Source organism: Paraburkholderia acidicola (assembly GCF_002362315.1).
Taxonomy (GTDB): domain Bacteria; phylum Pseudomonadota; class Gammaproteobacteria; order Burkholderiales; family Burkholderiaceae; genus Paraburkholderia; species Paraburkholderia acidicola.
This window is the reverse complement of record NZ_MTZV01000004.1, coordinates 133,466-152,217: the sequence shown is the minus strand read 5'-3', so window position 1 is coordinate 152,217 and position 18,752 is coordinate 133,466. Positions and strand designations below refer to the sequence as shown.

Genomic DNA, 18,752 nt, shown 5'->3' with positions numbered 1-18,752 from the left:
CCGTCGCCGACCGGGCTAGTGCAACTCAACCGGGTCGGTTCAGCGCCTACAAAGCAAGCCTACCCATCTCCCCATGCACGCGCTGCAACCACACCTTCACGCGCTGCCGCTCTAGCACCCCGAACCCGACGCTGTCACGATCCGGATGATTGACCGCGGCCCAAAAGCTCGCACTATGCCGATCGATTTTCTGCATCGTCGTATCCGGTAAACGACGCAGCGAAATCACATCTGCTCCCAGCGCTTCGGCGCGCTCGCGCTCGCCGGATGCGTTCAGAATCTCGAAGCGATCGCCGCGCAGTTCGTTGAGGACGAGCACCAGTTTCACGCGTCCGCCAAACTGATCGAGCCACTGCCGCAACAGATCCACCGAATCGCGCCCGGTATCCATGACATGCCACCAGGTCAGCGTGAGCCCGTGTTCTTCTGCGAGCGCGATCACATCGGAATCGTCGAGCCATGTGGCAAGCGAGTGCTGCGTCTGGGCCGCGAGGTCGACCAGAATGCGCCGCTGCGGATCTTCGAGCGCGTGTTCGATGATCGGATCGAGACTGTCGTGCCGGTCAGTCGCGACCGGTGCTGCATAGTCGGAATAAAACCGTAACAGCGCACCATGCGACTTGTCGGTGTCGAAGCCCAGGAAGGGCACGTTCCGATCGATGAAATGCTGGGCCAGCACACGGGCGACAAGCGATTTGCCGACGCCACCTTTTTCCCCACCAATGAAGTGGATGTAGCTCATTTCTACAGGTCCTTTGTTGTGGAGTCGATCTGGCCGAAGATGAAAGTGTCACGTTTCGATGACGCAGCCGTGAAACAGGCTACACGGAAAAAAATGGTGTGCCCGCCGTGCGCCGTGCAGTGAGTCATCGTGTCGAATGGAATACGGCATCGACCCGATCAGCTAGCAACCGGAGAGCAATCGGAGTCGCGAATCGGTATGGGGAAAATTCGCGCCGGGAGCGGCCGGAGCGAACCTTTTAAGGCGCTTAACGCACGCCTTCGACGAGCACCGCGCGATAACGCGATCCCTTGAAGCGATGCTGCACGACCTCCTGATAGGCCGGGCTGTCGTACCAGGCCCGCGCTTCTGCCGTCGATGGAAACTCGACGATCACGACCCCCTCCGGCGCATCGCCTTCGAGTACCTGCTGCGGGCCGTAAGCGGCGAGAACCTTGACCGGGTGACCTTTGAAGGTCTCGCCGACCTTGCGCATGTAAGTGTCGAGTTCCGCTTGATCCTGCGTGCTTTCCCGTGTGAAAACCATGTAAGTCGCCATGTCGTACGCTCCTGCAGCGGTGTGAAGGTGCGTGTGATGATGCCACGAAACGGTGGCACGTTCAGGGCGTGAAGGGTGGCGCAGGCACTCGTGCGCGCCTTGCGTCAGGTGACGCAACGGCAATGCGCGACCGGCAGGGAATACCCTCGATCCTCGCTTTGTCACTGTGACAAATCACTTTCAAACATACTTTCATTTAAATAAAAATCAGGTTGCGTTTACCCAACAACTTTATTGTCAGAGGTTCGTTCACGGTTATTCTGCGCTCCGCCCTTTCACTAAAAAACCAAGGACGCGCTCGTGAAGACCACACTGACTACCCTGACTCTGGCAATGCTTGGCATCAGCGGCATTGCTCATGCACAAAATACCGTAACGCTGTACGGCATCATCGATACCGGCCTGACCTACGTGTCCAACCAGGGCGGCGGCCGCTTCGTCGGCATGACGTCGGGCAACGAGTCCGGTAGCCGCTGGGGCCTGAAAGGCTCCGAAGATCTCGGCGGTGGTCTGAAAGCCGTCTTCCAGTTGGAGAACGGTTTTAACTCGACGAACGGCAAGCTGGGTCAAGGTAGCCGGGAGTTTGGCCGCCAGGCGTTTGTTGGCCTGAGCAGCGACAAGTGGGGGACGCTCACGGCCGGTCGTCAATACGATCCGCTGGTCGACCTGATTCAGCCGTTCCAGGGCGATGGTTTCCTCGGTGGCATCTTCATCTCGCCGGGCGATATCGACAACTCCGACAACAGCGCGCGCGTCAATAACTCGCTCAAGTACGCGTCACCGTCCTTGTACGGTTTCCAGTTTGAACTCATGTACTCGCTGGGTGGCGTGGCCGGTTCAACCGGATCGGGTCAGAGCTATGCCGCAGCCGCTGCGTATACCTCGGGTCCCGTCAACGTGGCCGCAGGCTACTTTCACATCAGCAACGGCAGCGGCGCGAACCGCGGCACCACGACCTGGGATTCGCTGTTCAACACGTCGGTTAACGGTGCGTATTCCACCGCTGCGTCGATCAACGATGCGCGTATCGCCGGTAACTATATTTTCGGTTCGGTGACACTGGGCGGTTACTACAGCTACGCGGAATACACGAGAGACGCAAACTCGACCTTCACGCGCGCAGAAAAGTACAACACGGCTTCGGTTTATGCCGTGTGGCAGGCGACACCGGCGCTGCAGACCCAGGTCGGCTATGTGTATCTGAAGTCGAGCGGCAGCTCGTCGGCGAAGTACAACCAGTTCGCCGTTGCAGCGGATTATTCGCTGAGCAAGCGTACCGATCTGTACGCGTGGGTGGCTTACACGGCCGCATCGGGCAAGCAGGACCCGGCGGGCACGCCGGCGGTTGCCGTCATCGGCTCGGCCACGGGGGATTCCAGCTCCAACCGCCAGGCCACCGCAACCGTGGGCATTCGCCACCGGTTCTGACATCGCGTCAAGACAGCCCGGCGCAAGCCGGGCGGTACGGGGTGGGTCGGACGCGAGATGCTATGCTCTCGTTCGACTAAAAATTACGCCTCCGGCACACCCCCTTTCATGACCAAACTCATCAAACGTGCTTCAGCCGAAGCGCGCGCCTTCCGCCGCAACCAGAACGAACTCGCGCAAACCCGGCAGAAAATCGCACGCACGAAGCCGCGTGCATCGCGCGACGAAGCATTCGACGAAGCGCTGGACCGCGCGCCGAAGATCGACGTGCCGCGCAAGCCGCGTTTCGCTCCGGTGACGTTCTCGGAAGAGGGCGGTGTGCGCTATCTGCACTTCGGTACCGAATGGGTGCAAGGCGCAATGCGCCTGAAAAAGCCGCAGCATCTCGAACTCGAATACGCGCAGCAGATGATGGCCTGGCTGCTGTTTCTCGAAACGCCGCGCCGTATCGTGCAACTCGGTCTCGGCGCCGCTGCGCTGACGAAGTTCGCGCATCGCTTTCTGAAGCGCGCGCAGGTTGAAGCCGTCGAACTGAATCCGGCCGTCGTCGTCGCTGCGCGCACGATGTTCGAACTGCCGTCCGACGACGCGCGCCTCACGGTGCACGAAACCGACGCATGGGACTTCGTCAACGATCGCGCGAACCACGGCACGATCGGTGCGCTGCAGATCGACGTCTACGATGCGACCGCGCGCGGCCCGGTGCTCGACAGCGTTGCGTTCTATCGCGCGGTGCGGGCGTGCCTTGCCGATGCAGGCATCGCGACTATCAACCTGTTCGGCGATCATCCGAGCTTCGTGCGCAACATGAAGCGTCTGAACGAAGCCTTCGAAGGTCGCGTGATCGCGCTGCCCGAGGTGCACGAAGGCAACCGCATTGCGCTCGCATTCTCGGGCCCGGCGCTCGACGTGCCGTTCGCACAGTTGCAGCAGCGCGCGAAGCTGATCGAGAAGAAGCTCGACCTGCCGGCCCGCAAGTGGGTGAAGGGGCTGAAGGAATCGTCGGGGCAGGACGTTACGTTTTCGATCTGATCGGTAAAATGTCGCTTCAGACGAAGCGGCCGCCGCCGTCGATGTGCAGCACTTCGGCGTTGACGTAGGCGTTGCGCAGCAGGAAGACGATTGCGTCGCCGACTTCGTCTGCACGCCCGATCCGGCCGCCGGGCAACGCACGCGCAGCCTGCTCGAGAATCGCAGCGCGGCCTTCTGCGCCGAACGCGTCGAACAGCGGCGTATCGACGTAACCCGGCGAAACGACGTTGACGCGGATCGGCTGGAGTTCGAGCGCAAGCGAGCGCGCGAACGCTTCCACGCCACGCACGGCCGCGGCAATCACCGATGTGCCGTTGCCCGACGGACGATCGGATAACTGACCACCGGTCAGCACGATCGATCCTGTGGGCGACATCAGATGCAAGGCCGCTTTGATCGCATAGAGCGGCCCCGCGATGCGCTCACTGAGCGCAGCCAGCAAAACATCCGGATCGGTATCGGCCAGCTTGCCCGTGCGCAGGCTGCCGGCCGTGATCACGAGATGATCGACCCGCGTCATGCCGGCAAAGACGGCTTCGACGCTGCCTCTGTCCATCATGTCGGCAACCGCCGTTGCCGCGCCGCCGAGTGCGCTGCCCGCAGCATCGAGCCTGGCGCGCGTTCGTCCCACGAGCGTCACCTCGGCGCCCTGTGCCTTCGCGGCCTGGGCGGTCGCGAATCCAATGCCGGTACTGCCGCCGAATACAACAACATGAGCGCCATCGAGCGAGGTTTGCGTTGCGGTGTTCATCGGGTATCCCTGTTCGTTGTGAGAGGTGAAAGAGCCGGACGAACGTTATGTCATTCCACCAGGCACAGGAACGCGCGAGAATTGCATATAACCCATGCCATAGGGGAATGACTTGGATTCACTTCAATCGATGCGGTTATTCACGCGGGTGGTCGAGCTAGGCAGTTTTTCGGCCGCGGCGCGCGAAGAAGACATGAGCCAGCCGACGATGAGCAAGATCATCGCTGCGCTCGAACGTAGCCTTGGCGTCCGGTTGCTCGAAAGAACGACGACGAGCCTGACGCCGACCGAGGAGGGCAAGCGGTTCTACGAACGCAGCAAGCGCGTGATCGAGGAATACGTCGACGCCGTGGCGGATGCACAAGGCCGCACGCAACGCCTCGCCGGTACGCTGATCGTCAATGCGCCGGTGGGCCTGGGCGAGTTGCATCTCAACGGGTTGTTCCTCGAATTTCTCGCGCAGTATCCCGAGATCGAGATCGAACTGATCCTCAACGACCGGGTGGTCGATCTGGTCGAGGAAGGTGTCGATGTGGCGATACGGCTTGGCAGCGTTCTTCCGCCGAATGTCGTGGCGCGCCAGATCGCCTCGTCGCCGCGTGTGCTGGTGGCGTCGCCGGACTACATCGAGCGCAATCCGAAGGTGCGCCGACCCGAAGACCTGGTGAAGCACGAGTACCTGCGTTTTGCTGGCGTCAGTTTCGGCGCGCAGATGGAGTTCTCCCGTGCAGCGGAGAAAGTGGTCGTCGAGGTTGGAGGCCGTTATCGCGTGAACAGTTCGCTGGCGCTGCGTCAGTGTTTTCTCGCCGGGGCGGGGCTGGGGACCGCCGGTGCGTGGCTCGTTCAGGATCTGATCGACACGGGGGCGCTCGTTCGGTTATTGCCCAAATGGCAAATGGCGTCCCAGCCGGTCCACCTGGTGTATCCGTCCCGCCGCTATCAACCGCTGCGTACGCGGACCCTGCTGCAGTTCCTCGCTGCACGGCTTCCGCTGCTTCCCGGGCTGTACGGACCGGCAGCGTAGTGCGAGATGTGCGCCGCAAGCATCTGCCGATGCCGCCTGCGGCGTTCCACATGCTGCACCGCTCACCCTTGTCCGGCGGGCTTTGTCCGGGTCGCCCCGGCTTGACCGCGCGTTCGTGACTCCTATACTCTTTCGAAGCTTTCGGGGAGCCCGTGAGCTATCCATTCTCGGGTCGTGTGCCCGTCGGACACGGGCCACAATTCAATAAAAGGTAAGAGGAGACGTCATGGCTCACGATGCCGACGCGAAGAAGCCGGGCCGGCACTGGCTCTGGCTGTTGTTGCTTCCATGGATCGCGATGATCTGGGTGCCGTCCTACAACAAGGTCGAACCGCAACTTTTCGACTTTCCGTTTTTCTACTGGTACCAGCTGCTGTGGGTGCTCATCAGCGCCGTGATTACCGCAGTCGTGTACTTCAAGACCAAGACCCGTTCCGGCAACGGCAATAACGGTAATACGAGGGGCGGCGCATGATGAATACCACCGCAACCTTCGTTTTCGTCCTGTTCTTTATCGGCGTGACGATTCTCGGCTTTATCGCGGCGCACTGGCGGCGCGGCGATCTTGCCCATCTTGAGGAGTGGGGCCTGGGCGGCCGGCGCTTCGGCACGATCGTCACGTGGTTCCTGCTGGGCGGTGACCTGTATACCGCTTACACCTTCGTCGCGGTGCCGGCGCTCGTGTTCGGTGCGGGCGCAACCGGTTTCTTCGCGCTGCCCTACACGATCCTGATCTATCCGTTCGCGTTCGTTGTGTTTCCGAAGCTGTGGAGCATCGCGAAGCGCCAGGGCTATGTGACTTCCGCGGACTTCGTTAACGCCCGCTATGGCAGCCGCATGCTCGCACTGGCGATCGCCGTCACCGGCATCGTCGCAACGATGCCGTACATCGCGTTGCAGCTGGTCGGTATCGAAGTGGTGATCGGTGCGCTCGGTTTCGATACGACGGGCTTCGTTGGCGATCTGCCTTTGATCATCGCGTTCGCGATTCTCGCGGCCTACACGTACACGTCGGGCCTGCGCGCGCCGGCGATGATCGCGGTCGTCAAGGATCTGCTGATCTACATCACGATCGCGGTCGCGATCATCGTGATTCCCGCGCAGATGGGCGGCTTCGGCCACATCTTCAGCATGGTGCCGCCGGCCAAGCTGCTGCTGAAGGCCCCCGATGCATCGAGCCTGAATGGCTATAGCGCGTATGCAACGCTCGCGGTCGGTTCGGCGCTCGCGCTGTTCCTGTATCCGCATTCGATCACCGCGGTGTTGTCGTCGAAATCGGGCAATACGATCCGCCGCAACATGGCGATGCTGCCGGCGTATTCGCTGGTGCTCGGCCTGCTCGCGCTGCTCGGCTATATGGCGCTGGCGTCCGGTGTGAAGGACATGCCGGAGTTCGCGCCGTACTTCAAGGCGTTCGGTCCGAACTTCGCGGTGCCCGCGCTGTTCCTGCACTTCTTCCCGTCGTGGTTCGTCGGCGTCGCGTTCGCGGCGATCGGTATTGGCGCACTGGTGCCCGCGGCGATCATGTCGATTGCGGCGGCTAACCTGTACACGCGCAACATCCACAAGGAGTTCATCAACCGCAACATGACCCACGAGCAGGAAACCGGCGTCGCCAAGCTGGTATCGCTGATCGTCAAGGTCGGCGCGGTTGCGTTCATCCTTGGCTTGCCGCTCACGTATGCGATCCAGTTGCAGTTGCTGGGCGGCATCTGGATCATCCAGACGCTGCCGGCCATCGTGCTCGGTCTGTATACGCGCATGCTCGACCACCGTGGCCTGCTGGTCGGCTGGGCGGTCGGTATAGGTGTGGGCACGTGGATGGCCGTATCGCTGAGCCTGAAGAGCTCGATCTATACGATCCATATCGGCGATCTCGCGATTCCTGGCTATGCAGCGGTGTGGTCGCTGATCGTGAATCTCGTGGTCGCGGTTGTCGTGAGCGTGCTGGTGCGGGTGGTCGGCATGAAACGTGCGGAAGACCGCACGCGGCCTGAGGACTATCTGGACGTGGTCGAAAGCTGAGCATTAGCGCAGCGGCGATGAGTCGCTGAGCACGAGGCATACAGGCCCGCGACGAAAGTTGCGGGCTTTTCTTTTACCGGGCGCGATAATTGGCCTTATCGTCCACGCGTCACCGGTTCGCCTCATGGCTTCACCCGATCCCGATCCTGATCGTTCAAGTTCTGCCGCCGCTCCTGTGGTGCCTGCGCCCCCCTCGTCGCGCCCACCGCGCTCGCGCGTTGCGCGGCTCTGGCGCATCGTGACGTCGCCGTTCTATCGCTACCGGCACGCCAAGCTGATTCACGGCGTGCGTGTTGGTCTCGCCATGCTCGTGTCGATTCTCGCCACGACCGGCATCAACATTCCGAACGGCGTCTGGGCGTCGGTGACATTGCTGGTCGTGATCGGCGGTTTGCAGCACCAGGGCAATATCCGCAAGAAAGCCGCCGAGCGTGCGGCGGGCACACTGCTCGGCGCAACGATTGGACTTGGGCTGATCGTCCAGGGGCATCTGGTCGGTTCCCTGCCGCTCACTTATCTATTGATGTCGGTGATCGCAGGTATCTGCAGCTGGTATGCGATCGGCAAGGCGGGCTACGTTGCACTGCTCACTGCGATCACGATGGTGATCGTCGCGGGCCACGGCCACAATGCCATCGACGTCGGCCTGTGGCGCACGGCGAACGTGCTGATCGGCATCGTTATCGCACTCGCGTTTTCGTTCGCGTTGCCGCTCTATGCGACGTACTCGTGGCGCTATCTGCTTGCCGATAACCTGCGTGAATGCGCACGCATCTATACGCGGATGGTGGGCGCTGGTGCCGATAGTGCGGACACTGCAGCGTTGTCCGCGGATGAGCAGACCCGCACGTTCCTGCGGCTTGGCACGCGGCTCGTGCAGTTGCGCGCGCTGATACCGTCGGTGGCGAAGGAAATCGATGTGCCGCAATCGACGCTGGAAGACATCCAGCGGCTGCATCGTTCGATGCTGAGCGCGCTCGAGATGATGACGACCGGCACGCTCACGCACGTCGACGCGGCGGCGCGTGCTGCGTTCGCGCAGCAGTGCGGCCCGCAGTGGCATCGGGTGCGCGGCGTGCTGTTGGGTACGGCGCGTGCGTTGCGCTTCGCGGGGACGACGCGCTTCAGGATGCCGGACCGGCCGCTGGCGCGAGACACGGTCGGCAGCACACCGATCGATCCCGCGACGAACCTGCCGGCCGATCCGCAGCCCGATCTGCCCGCCGACCTGCAGGGGCCGTACTGGCTCGGGCTGCGGCTTGCGGAGCAGGTCGAGCAGTTGCGCGCGCTGCTCGCGCAGACCGAGGCGCACTGGAACATCGACGGGCACACGAAGCCGTCCGCACCGGCGCCGCCGCAGTAAGGTCGTCGTCGGCTATTGATGTTCCGGCGCGGAGACCATCCACGCAATGCCGAAGCGATCCACCAGCATCCCGAAACCCTTGCTCCAGAAGGTTTCCTGGAACGGCATCATTACCTTGCCGTCCTGCGCCAGTGCGTCGTAGTAGCGCTTCGCGGAGGCGGCGTCGTCGGTGGTCAGCGACAGCGAGAAGCCTGCCGGCTGGGGCGCCGCAGCGTTGCAGTCGCCGTCGGATGCCATCAGCGTGGTCGAACCGATCTGAAACGACGTATGCATGACCTTGTCCGCCATGTCGGGGTTGATCGGCTGGTCGGGGTTCGGCGGCGCATCGCGAAAGTGCATCTTGAGCAGCAACTGCGCTCCGAGCTTGTCGCGGTAGTACTCGAGCGCTTCTTCGCAGCGGCCATTGAAGAACAGATAAGGCTGGACGTGCATGATCGTCTCCTGGATCGTTGACGTGACGGTATGCGCGGCGTCGATGCACCGTGCATCCGAGTCCACGATTGTAGGCTGCGTCGTGGTACGTCCCGTGACGAAACTTCGGAGGTAGCGTGGGGATTCGTACGAAACGCAGGCGCGCTGCTACGAGGAAACCACGGGGTAACTTCAGGTAACTACAAAGAAAAACCGCGCACGGCCTGTGAGACCGTGCGCGGCGCAGGGGAGAAGCCGCTGTAACGTTTAACGCAGCGCTTCGATCAGCTTTTCCAGCTTGACCGCGTCGGCGGCGAAAGTACGAATGCCTTCCGCGAGCTTTTCGGTGGCCATTGCGTCGTCGTTGAGCTGGAAGCGGAACGACGATTCGTCGACCGCTACGCGCGTTGCGTCGGCATCTTTCGCGTCCGGTAGCAGCTTGCGCTCGAGCGTGTCGTTGCTGTCCTGCAGCTTTTGCAGCAGGTCGGGGCTGATAGTCAGCAGGTCGCAACCGGCGAGTTCGGTGATCTGCGAGACCGTGCGGAAGCTCGCGCCCATCACTTCGGTCTTGTAACCGAACGTCTTGTAGTAACCATAGATGCGGCGCACCGACTTCACGCCCGGATCGTTCGCGCCGCCGTCCTTGGCTTCATCCCACGCGCTGCCCGCCGACTTCTTGTACCAGTCGTAGATACGGCCGACGAACGGCGAGATCAGCTGTGCGCCCGCTTCCGCGCAGGCGGCCGCCTGGGCAAGTGAGAACAGCAGCGTCATGTTGCAATGGATGCCTTCTTTTTGCAGGACCTCGGCGGCGCGGATGCCTTCCCACGTCGACGCGAGCTTGATCAGGATGCGTTCGCGGCCGATGCCGGCGTCCTGATACAGCTTGATGATTTCGCGACCTTTGTCGATCGAGGCCTGGGTGTCGAACGACAACCGTGCATCGACTTCCGTCGATACGCGACCCGGGATGATCTTCAGGATTTCGGTGCCGAACGCGATCAGCAGACGGTCGATGATCGCGCCGACCGGTTTCGACGCGTGGTCGCGCACGGTTTTTTCGAGCAGCGGCTTGTAGTCGTCCTTCTGTACGGCCTTGAGGATCAGCGACGGGTTGGTGGTTGCGTCGCGCGGCTTGTACTGGGCAAGCTGCTGGAAGTCGCCGGTATCGGCGACGACGACGGTGTACTGCTTGAGTTGATCGAGTGCGGTAGTCATATCGGGCCTTCCAGGCGCGTGGGCGCGTGGTCAAAAAGGGTGATGTTGCCGAACCGATGACCGGCAGGCGTGCCTGCCGGTCATCCCGAAGCGCTCACGTGGCATCGCGTTCGATGTTACCGCGAAGCGCGGCTCCCGGCCTCTATTCTATGGCGGATCGGGTGATGTGTTTTTGACTTGTGCAGAGGCGGGCCTGTTTGCCGCGCGCTTGATGGGGCACTTTATTGGCCACTTCGCAGCACGGGGCGCCTATTTGCTCAACGCGCGCATCGACGCTTCGAGCCCGGCGAGCGTGAGCGGGTACATCTTGTAGCCGAGCACTTCGCGAATCACCGCCACCGATTGCCGGTATTCCCACAGCCCTTCCGGCTCCGGATTCAGCCACGCGTGATGCGGGAACTGGTCGGCGAGCCGGCGCAACCAGACCGCGCCGGCTTCGGCGTTGTTGTATTCGACGGAACCGCCGGCCTGCAGGACCTCGTAAGGGCTCATGGTCGCGTCGCCGACGAAGATCAGTTTGTAGTCGGGTGTGAACTTGTGCAGCACGTCCCACGTCGCGGTGCGCTCGGCGTGGCGGCGGCGATTGTTCTTCCACAGGAAGTCGTACACGCAGTTGTGGAAGTAGTAGAACTCGAGATGCTTGAATTCGGCCTTGGCGGCGGAGAACAGTTCTTCGGTGCGCTTGATGTGGTCATCCATCGATCCACCCACATCGAGCAACATCAGCACCTTCACGTTGTTGTGCCGCTCGGGGACCATCTTGATGTCGAGCCAGCCCGCATTCGCGGCGGTGCTGCGAATCGTGTCCGGCAAATCGAGTTCTTCGGCGGCGCCTTCGCGCGCGAAGCGGCGCAGGCGACGCAACGCGACCTTGATGTTGCGCGTGCCGATTTCGACCTGATCGTCGTAGTCGCGATACGCGCGCGCTTCCCACACCTTGACCGCCGAGCGATTACCCGACGCTTCACCGCCGATGCGAATGCCCTCGGGGTTATAGCCGCCGTTGCCGAACGGCGACGTGCCGCCAGTGCCGATCCACTTGCTGCCGCCTTCGTGGCGCTCCTTCTGTTCTTCGAAGAGCTGCTTCAGGCGCTCCATCAGCTTGTCGAGCCCGCCCATCGCTTCGATCTGCGCTTTTTCTTCCGGCGACAGGTCGCGCTGCAGTTTCTTCTTCAGCCAGTCGAGCGGCACGTCGAAGGCCAGTTCCGACTTCTGCTCGATACCGTTGAAATACGCGCCGAACGCCTGGTCGAACTTGTCGAAGTATTGTTCGTCCTTCACGAGCGTCATGCGCGCGAGGTAATAGAACTCGTCGAGCGACGGCGCGATTACGCTGGCCTTCAACGCTTCGAGCAGCGTCAGGTATTCCTTCACCGACACCGGCAGTTTGGCGGAACGCAGCGTGTAGAAGAAATCGATCAGCATGCGAGGCTCTCAGCGGATGATCAACGGTTGTTGCGGTTCATGAAGATCAGCCGCTCGAACAGGCTCACGTCCTGTTCGTTTTTCAGCAGCGCGCCATGCAGCGGCGGAATGATCTGCTTGTGATCCGTCGAACGCAGCGCTTCGGGCGGGATGTCTTCCGCGAGCAGCAGCTTCAACCAGTCGAGCAGTTCCGACGTGGATGGTTTCTTCTTCAGACCCGACACGTTGCGCAGCGCGAAGAAACTCTCAAGAGCTGCGCGCAGCAGTTCCTGCTTGATGCCGGGGTAGTGCACCTCGACGATCTGCTGCATCGTCGACGGCTCGGGAAACTTGATGTAATGAAAGAAACACCGGCGCAGGAATGCGTCGGGTAGTTCCTTTTCGTTATTCGACGTGATGATGACGAGCGGCCGTTCCTTGGCCTTGACCAGTTCGCGCGTCTCGTACACATAGAACTCCATGCGGTCGAGTTCGCGCAGCAGGTCGTTGGGAAACTCGATGTCGGCCTTGTCGATCTCGTCGATCAGCAGTACGGTCTGCTGGTCCGACTCGAACGCCTGCCACAGCACGCCCTTGACGATGTAGTTGCGGATGTCCTGCACGCGCTCGTCGCCGAGTTGCGAATCGCGCAGCCGCGAGACCGCGTCGTATTCGTAGAGGCCCTGCTGCGCCTTGGTCGTGGACTTGATGTGCCACTGCATGAGCGGCATGCCGAGCGCGCTGGCGACCTCTTCGGCCAGCATCGTCTTGCCGGTGCCGGGCTCGCCCTTGATGAGCAGCGGGCGCCGCAATGTCATGGCGGCGTTGACGGCGAGCTTGAGGTCGTCGGTGGCGACGTACTGCGAGGAACCTTCGAAACGCATGGCGACAGGCTCTGTGGGAGGAAAAGTCCAGTATAAGTCAGAAGCCCTTTTGTGCTGAAACCAGCTCGTGTAGGGTGTCGAACGGGTGGTCAGTGCGGCGTGTCATGCCCGGTTGCGGCCGGCCAGGCGGATGACCGGGTCACGCGTGCGACTCCGGGAATACGCCGACCGATGGCCCCGCCCGCGCTGTGGACGTCCGGCGTAGCGTCGCGGTACAATTAGCCCGATTTTTTTGGCCTGCGTGGCATCTCAACAAGAATAACGGCGCAGGCCGTTGCCTTTTTTGGGCGCCCGTTTCCCCTCATGCCAGGTTACATGCTATGAATAAATTCGTCGGCAAACATGTCGTGATCGCAGCGTTGTTCGCGCTTGCGGGCTTCGCGGCCACCGCGCAGGCAGCGGACGTCGTGGGCAACGCGAAAGCGGGCCAGGGCAAGGTCGCGATGTGTATCGGCTGCCACGGCATCCCCGGCTACCGCACCGCGTACCCGGAGGTCTACCGGGTCCCCGAGCTTGGCGGGCAGAACCGGCAGTACATTGAAAACGCGTTGCACGCCTACAAGAAGGGCGACCGTCATTTCGAAACCATGCGCGCCATCGCGACCTCGCTGTCGGATCAGGACATCGCCGACATCGCGGCATACTACGCGGCGCAAACATCCTCTTCGAAGAACAATCCCGACAAGTGACCGGCTGAGCCTTTCTGTCCAGTCATCCGGTTTACCCACATTCGCGGGATAGGAGAATTCATGAAGAAGCCCCAACAGGCACTCCACACAGTGTTCAAGGCCGCATGCGCTGCTGCGCTGCTTGGCCTTGCCGCGGCGCCGGCAGCCTACGCGGCCGATGCGGCCAACGGCAAGGTGATTGCCGATGCGCATAACTGCGCGTCCTGCCATGGTCCCGGCTTGAACAATCCGGTGAGCCCGGAGTATCCGAAGCTCGCGGGTCAGCATGCTGATTACATCTTTTGGGCGCTCAGGCAGTATCAGATGGGCACCAGCAATCCGCATCTCGGCCGCAGCAATCCGATCATGCAGGCTCAGGTGCAGAGCCTGTCGCCGAGCGATATGAAGGACCTCGGCGCCTATATCGAATCGCTGAACGGCGATCTCGTGCAGAAGAAGTAATGCGCGACGCTGGCTACGGCTGGCTTTGAATAGCTCTGTGTTAAAGCAAACACCCCGCTGCGGCGGGGTGTTTGCTTTTCAGGGTATGCAGCGCCGCGCTGTTGATGCGGTGCGTGTCGAGACTGGGGTGGCCGTACAGGCGCGACGTTTTGCCGCACCGGAGGAGCCCATGCCGTTTCTGGCCGGTCTTTACATGCAGATGGCGTGATGATTCAGTCCCGCGACGCGCGTCGTTCGATGCGCGCCAGATACGCGTCCGTATCCGGCGGTGTGCCGGTACGCTGCGCTTCCCAGATCGTTTCGCCGAGGCATTCCATGATCGCGTGCTGCGCGTCGTGCGTCGAGCCGAGGCGCGCCGCCAGGCGTTCGTGTGCGGCGCGAATGCCTGGCGGCTGATCGATCGACAGTTGCTCGCTGATCGCGAGGTGCATCGACAGATGCAGGAACGGATTGGTCTTGCCGCCCTCGGGGGAGTAATCCTGGCTCGCCGCGGTGTCGGCGTCCGCGAGTTCCGCATGGTATTCGGGATGCTCGACGATCCAGTCGGCGGCGATCGCTTCGAGCGGTGTCAGGATTTCGCCTGCGCGCTGCTTGCGCCAGGTGTCGGTGAAGAAGCGTCGGACTTCGTCGCGGCTGGGATTGAACATCGTGGACTGGGGGCAGAGTGGGGCGGCTGTCGATGCAGCGGCAAGCGCGTATTTTACGCCGCCGCGCCACACGACGCAGGCGGGTGCCGGGTCGGGCTCACAGGTCTGGTGGCGGCGTTTTCGGTCTGAATTCGCAGAGCGGCTCGATCACGCAGTGCCAGCACTCGGGGCGACGCGCCTTGCATACGTAGCGACCGTGCAGGATCAGCCAGTGGTGCGCGTCGAGGCGGAATTCCTCGGGCGTGAATTTCTCAAGCGCTGCTTCGACTGCGCGCACGTCCTTGCCTGGCGCGAGTCCGGTGCGATTCGCGACGCGGAAAATATGCGTATCGACGGCGATGGTCGGCTGGCCGAATGCCGTGTTCAGGATGACATTCGCCGTCTTGCGACCCACCCCCGGCAAGCTTTCGAGCGCTTCGCGATCGGCCGGCACCGCGCCGTCGTAGCGCTCGAGCAGGATGCGGCAGGTCGCGACGACGTTCTTCGCCTTGGTCCGGAACAGGCCGATCGTCTTGATGTAGCCGGTCACGCCTTCTTCGCCGAGTGCCACGATCTGCTGCGGCGTGTTCGCCACCGGAAACATCTTGCGCATCGCCTTGTTCACCGACACGTCGGTGGCTTGCGCCGACAACATCACGGCGATCAGCAGTTCGAACGGTGTGGTGTATTCGAGCTCGGTGGTCGGATGCGGATTGAGGCTCTGGAGCGCTTCATAGATGGCGCGGCGTTTGTTCGCGTTCATGCGGGGGCGGTCAGCGCTTTGTGGGAGGGAGGTCGGATTTGTCGCCGGTGGTTTTGTCGGCGGCTGACGACGCATCTTCACCCGCGGCAATGCCGAGCCGGCGACGGCGTGCTTCCGCCGCATCGATCTGTGCCTGCACTTCGGGGCTGACGCTCGCGGTGTTCTTCGGCGCGTGGCCCTGAGCGGCCAGTTCTTCTTTCTTCTTGCGCGCGCGGTCGAGCGCGGCCTGGATCACCGCGCGTTTTTTCGCTTCGGCGTCGTCGGGGCTGCTCGCTGCAGCGGATGTCGCACCTGCAGATGCGGTCGTTGCCGTTGCACTGGTGTCTGCCGCGCGGCCGCTTGCTGCGTCTGTGTCTGCTGCTGCATGTGCAGCCGCGCCGCTCGCGTTGCGCCGCGCGGCTGCACGCGCCTCGGCCGCTTCGCGCTCCTGTGCGAGGCGCGCCGTATGCTGGTCGTGATGCGCGCGTGCATCGTCGGCTTGCTGCTGGGTCCAGGCGTCCCAGCCGGTACGTTCGCCGGTGACCGGGAGCATATCGATGCAGTCGACGGGGCAGGGCGGCACGCACAGGTCGCAACCGGTGCATAGCGAGGCGACGACCGTATGCATCTGCTTGGCCGCACCGACGATCGCATCGACCGGACAGGCCTGCGCGCACAACGTGCAACCGATGCACAGACTTTCTTCGATCACCGCGATCGGCCGCGGGCGTTCGACACCGTTGACAGGATTGATCGGGATAACGCGCTTGCCGAGCAATGTGGCGAGGCGCGCGACGCCCTCGGCGCCGCCAGGTGGGCACTGGTTGTAGTTTGCGGTGCCTTGCGCGATTGCTTCGGCGTACGGACGGCAACCGTCGTAGCCGCACTTCGTGCACTGCGTCTGGGGCAGCAGATCTTCGATGCGGTCTGCGAGTGTTCTGGAGTCGGTCACGGTGACAACGTCGGGGCGGGCCACGGGCTGGGGCGCGGCGTGGACCCATTATGCGCGGCAGGGATCCGGCGAGACTGCCCGAGACCTGCACCGGGCAGGCCAGGCGGTGCTGCTGTGCGCCGCCGCAGCGCTTCGGCCAAAGCGGGATTATCGCCGATTTCCCCAATTGCCATCGTCAAACCATGTGCCATAATCGAGGCGCTTTTTTGAAAGACCGCAGGAGGGTGTCCCCCAACCATGGCGCGCCCGTACAGTGCTGTCGGTGCACGGTCCGAGGAGGCCGGCGGCGCGATCCGGAAACGCGGCTCACGAAGCACATGCCACCATGAATCAGCCGAAAATCAAAAGAGATCCTGAAGGCACCCGGCGCCGCATCCTGCTCGCGGCGGCCGAAGAGTTTGCAAACGGAGGTCTGTTCGGCGCACGTGTCGATCAGATTGCCCGTCGTGCGGAGACAAACGAACGCATGCTCTACTACTACTTCGGTAGCAAGGAGCAGCTTTTCACCGCAGTACTCGAACACGCATTCACCGCACTGACCGAAGCGGAGCGCACGCTCGATCTCGGTGGCGTTGCGCCCGTCGAAGCCATCACGCGGCTCGCGCATTTCGTCTGGGACTACTATCGCGACCATCCCGAACTGCTGCGTCTCATTAACAACGAGAACCTGCACGAAGCGCGCTACATGAAGAAGTCGACGCGCATTCGCGAAATGATCTCGCCGATCGTCGCCACGCTCGGCAGCATTCTCGAACGCGGGCAGCGTGCCGGACTGTTTCGCACGAACGTCGATCCGCTGCGCCTGTATATGACGCTGTCGGGCATGGGCTACTACAGCGTGTCGAATCGTTTCACGCTCGAAGCGACGCTCGGCCGCGACTTCAGCGCGCCCGGTGAGCGCAGCGAGATCGTGCAGATGAATACCGACATCCTGCTGGCTTATCTGTTGCGGCGCTAACGCTTATCGCTGGATATGAGCCGCATATGACAACGGCGCCCCTCGGGGCGCCGTCTGTTTACCGCAACGAAGCGACGAAAATTACGCTTCGATTTTTTCCTTCTCGCTCTTCGAAGACTTCGTGCTCTTGTTGTGCGCGAGGATGAAGTCACGCAGCTGCGGGTAAATGATCGTGCGCCAGCGGCGACCGGAGAAGATGCCGTAGTGGCCGCATTTTTCCGCGGTGAACTGCTGCTTGTTCTTTGCCGCGATGCCGCTGCATAGATCGAGCGCAGCGTGCGTCTGGCCGCTACCGGAGATGTCGTCGAGCTCGCCTTCGATCGTGAAGAGCGCGGTCTTCTTGATGTCCTGCGGACGCACTGGCTCACCGTCCACGACCCACGTGCCCTCGGCAAGCTGGAATTCCTGGAACACGATGCGAATCGTCTCCAGGTAGTATTCGGCGGCCATGTCGAGTACGGCGTTGTACTCGTCGTAGAAGCGGCGATGTGCATCCGCATCTTCTTCGTCGCCGCGCATCAGGCTCTGGTAGTAGTCCCAGTGCGAGGCCGCGTGACGTTCCGGATTCATCGCGACGAAGCCGGTGTGCTGCAGGAAGCCCGGATACACCTTGCGGCCGACGCCCGGATAGTTAGGCGGCACCGTGTAGATCACGTTGTTGTCGAACCATTCGAACGAACGCTGCGTAGCCAGCGAATTCACCGCAGTCGGGCTCTTGCGGGCGTCGATCGGGCCACCCATCATCGTCATCGTGCGCGGCGTGTCTTCGCCGCGGCTCGCCATCAGCGAGATCGCCGCGAGCACCGGCACGGTGGGCTGGCAGACCGAGATGACGTGCAGCTCTTTCGCGCCGATATGGCGGATGAATTCCTGGATGTACGCGATGTAGTCGTCGAGACCGAACGCGCCGTTTTCGAGCGGCACCATCCGCGCATCGATCCAGTCGGTGATGTAGACCTTGTGATCCTGCAGCAGCGTGCGCACGGTGTCGCGCAGCAGCGTGGAATGATGGCCGGACAGCGGTGCACAGACCAGTACGACCGGTTCGTCTTTCAGTTGCGTGACGGCGTCGCTGTCGTCGGCGTAGCGCTTGAAGCGCAGCAGGCGGCAGAACGGTTTTTCGATGATCGTCTGTTCGACGATCGGAATGTTGTGTCCGTCCTTGACGATCTGGTGCAGATTGAATTCGGGCTTCTCGTAGTCCTTGCCGAGCCGGTACAGCAGTTCGTAGCCGGCGGACAGGCGCGTGGCGCCGGGAACATACGCAAGCGGGCTGGCGGGATTCGCGAACGATTTCGACGCAGCCTGGGCCCAGGCGGTAAGCGGGCTCAGCATCGCGCGCTGGAATTCATGCAACTGATAGAGCATGGGGGCTCCGGCTTTGGAACGGTTCGCACAGGCTGCGCGTCGCGCGCGTAGCGTTGGAGCGGGCCGTAATGGGGTTGACGACAACAGGGTATCGGCCGTTATTGGCTGGAGATGATATCGGACGTCGTCTGTTTGTGCAATGCAACAATTGTCAAG

20 protein-coding genes are annotated in these 18,752 nt (G+C 62.2%); 9 read left to right on the top strand and 11 right to left on the bottom strand.

The window, feature by feature from the left end:
• Nucleotides 1-46: 46 nt before the first annotated feature.
• Complete coding sequence (locus BWP39_RS10910) at nucleotides 47-742, bottom strand: P-loop NTPase family protein (RefSeq protein ID WP_096720012.1); 696 nt, start codon at nucleotides 740-742, stop codon at nucleotides 47-49.
• Nucleotides 743-989: 247 nt separating this feature from the next.
• A complete protein-coding gene (locus tag BWP39_RS10905) occupies nucleotides 990-1,280 on the bottom strand; it encodes a DUF1330 domain-containing protein (protein ID WP_096720010.1) in 291 nt (96 codons plus the stop codon).
• 333 nt (nucleotides 1,281-1,613) lie between these two features.
• Between BWP39_RS10905 and BWP39_RS10900 the strand changes: the two genes are divergently transcribed.
• Nucleotides 1,614-2,708 (top strand): porin, encoded by a 1,095-nt coding sequence (locus tag BWP39_RS10900; protein ID WP_096722426.1) that lies wholly within the window; start codon nucleotides 1,614-1,616, stop codon nucleotides 2,706-2,708.
• Nucleotides 2,709-2,816: 108 nt separating this feature from the next.
• Nucleotides 2,817-3,740, top strand: coding sequence for a class I SAM-dependent methyltransferase (locus tag BWP39_RS10895; protein WP_096720008.1), 924 nt, complete (start codon nucleotides 2,817-2,819; stop codon nucleotides 3,738-3,740).
• Between the two features lie 16 nt (nucleotides 3,741-3,756).
• Here BWP39_RS10895 and BWP39_RS10890 read toward each other — a convergent pair whose 3' ends face one another.
• On the bottom strand, nucleotides 3,757-4,491 hold the full coding sequence (locus tag BWP39_RS10890) for an SDR family oxidoreductase (RefSeq protein ID WP_096720006.1): 735 nt from the start codon (nucleotides 4,489-4,491) through the stop codon (nucleotides 3,757-3,759).
• A 112-nt stretch (nucleotides 4,492-4,603) separates the two neighbouring features.
• Here BWP39_RS10890 and BWP39_RS10885 point away from each other — a divergent pair, with 112 nt between their 5' ends.
• From BWP39_RS10885 to BWP39_RS10870, 4 genes are all read left to right on the top strand, one after another.
• A complete protein-coding gene (locus tag BWP39_RS10885; RefSeq protein WP_096720004.1) occupies nucleotides 4,604-5,515 on the top strand; it encodes a LysR family transcriptional regulator in 912 nt (303 codons plus the stop codon).
• Nucleotides 5,516-5,741: 226 nt separating this feature from the next.
• The gene (locus tag BWP39_RS10880; protein WP_096720002.1) at nucleotides 5,742-5,990 is read left to right on the top strand and encodes a DUF3311 domain-containing protein; all 249 of its coding nucleotides are present in this window, start codon (nucleotides 5,742-5,744) and stop codon (nucleotides 5,988-5,990) included.
• Nucleotides 5,990-7,540 (top strand): monocarboxylate uptake permease MctP, encoded by a 1,551-nt coding sequence (gene mctP, locus BWP39_RS10875; protein WP_096720000.1) that lies wholly within the window; start codon nucleotides 5,990-5,992, stop codon nucleotides 7,538-7,540. The genes BWP39_RS10880 and mctP overlap by 1 nt, the downstream gene beginning before the upstream one ends.
• A 124-nt stretch (nucleotides 7,541-7,664) precedes the next feature.
• Nucleotides 7,665-8,903 carry an FUSC family protein gene (locus BWP39_RS10870; RefSeq protein ID WP_096719998.1) on the top strand — a complete coding sequence of 413 codons (1,239 nt, stop codon included), beginning with the start codon at nucleotides 7,665-7,667 and terminating at the stop codon, nucleotides 8,901-8,903.
• Nucleotides 8,904-8,915: 12 nt separating this feature from the next.
• On the opposite strand, the gene BWP39_RS10865 is transcribed toward BWP39_RS10870, so the two are convergent.
• From BWP39_RS10865 to BWP39_RS10850, 4 genes are all read right to left on the bottom strand, one after another.
• Nucleotides 8,916-9,335: a VOC family protein gene (locus tag BWP39_RS10865; RefSeq protein ID WP_096722424.1), complete on the bottom strand. Its 420-nt coding sequence runs from the start codon at nucleotides 9,333-9,335 to the stop codon at nucleotides 8,916-8,918.
• Nucleotides 9,336-9,581: 246 nt separating this feature from the next.
• Entirely contained in the window at nucleotides 9,582-10,532 is a 951-nt protein-coding gene (tal, locus tag BWP39_RS10860; protein WP_096719996.1) for a transaldolase, read from the bottom strand.
• 249 nt (nucleotides 10,533-10,781) lie between these two features.
• Nucleotides 10,782-11,957 carry a vWA domain-containing protein gene (locus BWP39_RS10855; RefSeq protein WP_096719994.1) on the bottom strand — a complete coding sequence of 392 codons (1,176 nt, stop codon included), beginning with the start codon at nucleotides 11,955-11,957 and terminating at the stop codon, nucleotides 10,782-10,784.
• A gap of 20 nt (nucleotides 11,958-11,977) precedes the next feature.
• Nucleotides 11,978-12,820: an AAA family ATPase gene (locus tag BWP39_RS10850; RefSeq protein WP_096719992.1), complete on the bottom strand. Its 843-nt coding sequence runs from the start codon at nucleotides 12,818-12,820 to the stop codon at nucleotides 11,978-11,980.
• A gap of 320 nt (nucleotides 12,821-13,140) precedes the next feature.
• Between BWP39_RS10850 and BWP39_RS10845 the strand changes: the two genes are divergently transcribed.
• Both BWP39_RS10845 and BWP39_RS10840 read left to right on the top strand, forming a co-directional pair.
• Nucleotides 13,141-13,509 (top strand): c-type cytochrome, encoded by a 369-nt coding sequence (locus BWP39_RS10845; RefSeq protein ID WP_096719990.1) that lies wholly within the window; start codon nucleotides 13,141-13,143, stop codon nucleotides 13,507-13,509.
• Between the two features lie 60 nt (nucleotides 13,510-13,569).
• On the top strand, nucleotides 13,570-13,950 hold the full coding sequence (locus tag BWP39_RS10840) for a c-type cytochrome (RefSeq protein WP_096719955.1): 381 nt from the start codon (nucleotides 13,570-13,572) through the stop codon (nucleotides 13,948-13,950).
• A 212-nt stretch (nucleotides 13,951-14,162) separates the two neighbouring features.
• Here BWP39_RS10840 and BWP39_RS10835 read toward each other — a convergent pair whose 3' ends face one another.
• From BWP39_RS10835 to rsxB, 3 genes are all read right to left on the bottom strand, one after another.
• A complete protein-coding gene (locus tag BWP39_RS10835) occupies nucleotides 14,163-14,597 on the bottom strand; it encodes a DUF1841 family protein (protein ID WP_096719953.1) in 435 nt (144 codons plus the stop codon).
• A gap of 97 nt (nucleotides 14,598-14,694) precedes the next feature.
• On the bottom strand, nucleotides 14,695-15,339 hold the full coding sequence (gene nth / locus BWP39_RS10830; protein ID WP_096719951.1) for an endonuclease III: 645 nt from the start codon (nucleotides 15,337-15,339) through the stop codon (nucleotides 14,695-14,697).
• A gap of 10 nt (nucleotides 15,340-15,349) precedes the next feature.
• Nucleotides 15,350-16,270 carry an electron transport complex subunit RsxB gene (gene rsxB, locus BWP39_RS10825; RefSeq protein ID WP_096719949.1) on the bottom strand — a complete coding sequence of 307 codons (921 nt, stop codon included), beginning with the start codon at nucleotides 16,268-16,270 and terminating at the stop codon, nucleotides 15,350-15,352.
• Between the two features lie 325 nt (nucleotides 16,271-16,595).
• On the opposite strand from rsxB, the gene BWP39_RS10820 reads away from it, so the two are divergent.
• Nucleotides 16,596-17,228 carry a TetR/AcrR family transcriptional regulator gene (locus BWP39_RS10820; RefSeq protein WP_096719946.1) on the top strand — a complete coding sequence of 211 codons (633 nt, stop codon included), beginning with the start codon at nucleotides 16,596-16,598 and terminating at the stop codon, nucleotides 17,226-17,228.
• A gap of 81 nt (nucleotides 17,229-17,309) precedes the next feature.
• On the opposite strand, the gene BWP39_RS10815 is transcribed toward BWP39_RS10820, so the two are convergent.
• Nucleotides 17,310-18,596: a polyhydroxyalkanoate depolymerase gene (locus BWP39_RS10815; RefSeq protein WP_096719944.1), complete on the bottom strand. Its 1,287-nt coding sequence runs from the start codon at nucleotides 18,594-18,596 to the stop codon at nucleotides 17,310-17,312.
• Nucleotides 18,597-18,752 lie beyond the last annotated feature (156 nt).

What these genes read in the sequence shown, in the direction of transcription:
- BWP39_RS10870 (WP_096719998.1), top strand. Translation starts at nt 7,665, where the DNA reads ATGGCTTCACCCGATCCCGATCCTGATCGTTCAAGTTCTGCCGCCGCT.
- BWP39_RS10850 (WP_096719992.1), bottom strand. Translation starts at nt 12,820, where the DNA reads ATGCGTTTCGAAGGTTCCTCGCAGTACGTCGCCACCGACGACCTCAAG.
- nth (WP_096719951.1), bottom strand. Translation starts at nt 15,339, where the DNA reads ATGAACGCGAACAAACGCCGCGCCATCTATGAAGCGCTCCAGAGCCTC.
- tal (WP_096719996.1), bottom strand. Translation starts at nt 10,532, where the DNA reads ATGACTACCGCACTCGATCAACTCAAGCAGTACACCGTCGTCGTCGCC.
- BWP39_RS10910 (WP_096720012.1), bottom strand. Translation starts at nt 742, where the DNA reads ATGAGCTACATCCACTTCATTGGTGGGGAAAAAGGTGGCGTCGGCAAA.
- BWP39_RS10845 (WP_096719990.1), top strand. Translation starts at nt 13,141, where the DNA reads ATGAATAAATTCGTCGGCAAACATGTCGTGATCGCAGCGTTGTTCGCG.
- BWP39_RS10880 (WP_096720002.1), top strand. Translation starts at nt 5,742, where the DNA reads ATGGCTCACGATGCCGACGCGAAGAAGCCGGGCCGGCACTGGCTCTGG.
- BWP39_RS10890 (WP_096720006.1), bottom strand. Translation starts at nt 4,491, where the DNA reads ATGAACACCGCAACGCAAACCTCGCTCGATGGCGCTCATGTTGTTGTA.
- BWP39_RS10905 (WP_096720010.1), bottom strand. Translation starts at nt 1,280, where the DNA reads ATGGCGACTTACATGGTTTTCACACGGGAAAGCACGCAGGATCAAGCG.
- BWP39_RS10835 (WP_096719953.1), bottom strand. Translation starts at nt 14,597, where the DNA reads ATGTTCAATCCCAGCCGCGACGAAGTCCGACGCTTCTTCACCGACACC.
- BWP39_RS10865 (WP_096722424.1), bottom strand. Translation starts at nt 9,335, where the DNA reads ATGCACGTCCAGCCTTATCTGTTCTTCAATGGCCGCTGCGAAGAAGCG.
- BWP39_RS10815 (WP_096719944.1), bottom strand. Translation starts at nt 18,596, where the DNA reads ATGCTCTATCAGTTGCATGAATTCCAGCGCGCGATGCTGAGCCCGCTT.
- BWP39_RS10840 (WP_096719955.1), top strand. Translation starts at nt 13,570, where the DNA reads ATGAAGAAGCCCCAACAGGCACTCCACACAGTGTTCAAGGCCGCATGC.
- BWP39_RS10895 (WP_096720008.1), top strand. Translation starts at nt 2,817, where the DNA reads ATGACCAAACTCATCAAACGTGCTTCAGCCGAAGCGCGCGCCTTCCGC.
- BWP39_RS10855 (WP_096719994.1), bottom strand. Translation starts at nt 11,957, where the DNA reads ATGCTGATCGATTTCTTCTACACGCTGCGTTCCGCCAAACTGCCGGTG.
- BWP39_RS10900 (WP_096722426.1), top strand. Translation starts at nt 1,614, where the DNA reads ATGCTTGGCATCAGCGGCATTGCTCATGCACAAAATACCGTAACGCTG.
- mctP (WP_096720000.1), top strand. Translation starts at nt 5,990, where the DNA reads ATGAATACCACCGCAACCTTCGTTTTCGTCCTGTTCTTTATCGGCGTG.
- BWP39_RS10820 (WP_096719946.1), top strand. Translation starts at nt 16,596, where the DNA reads ATGAATCAGCCGAAAATCAAAAGAGATCCTGAAGGCACCCGGCGCCGC.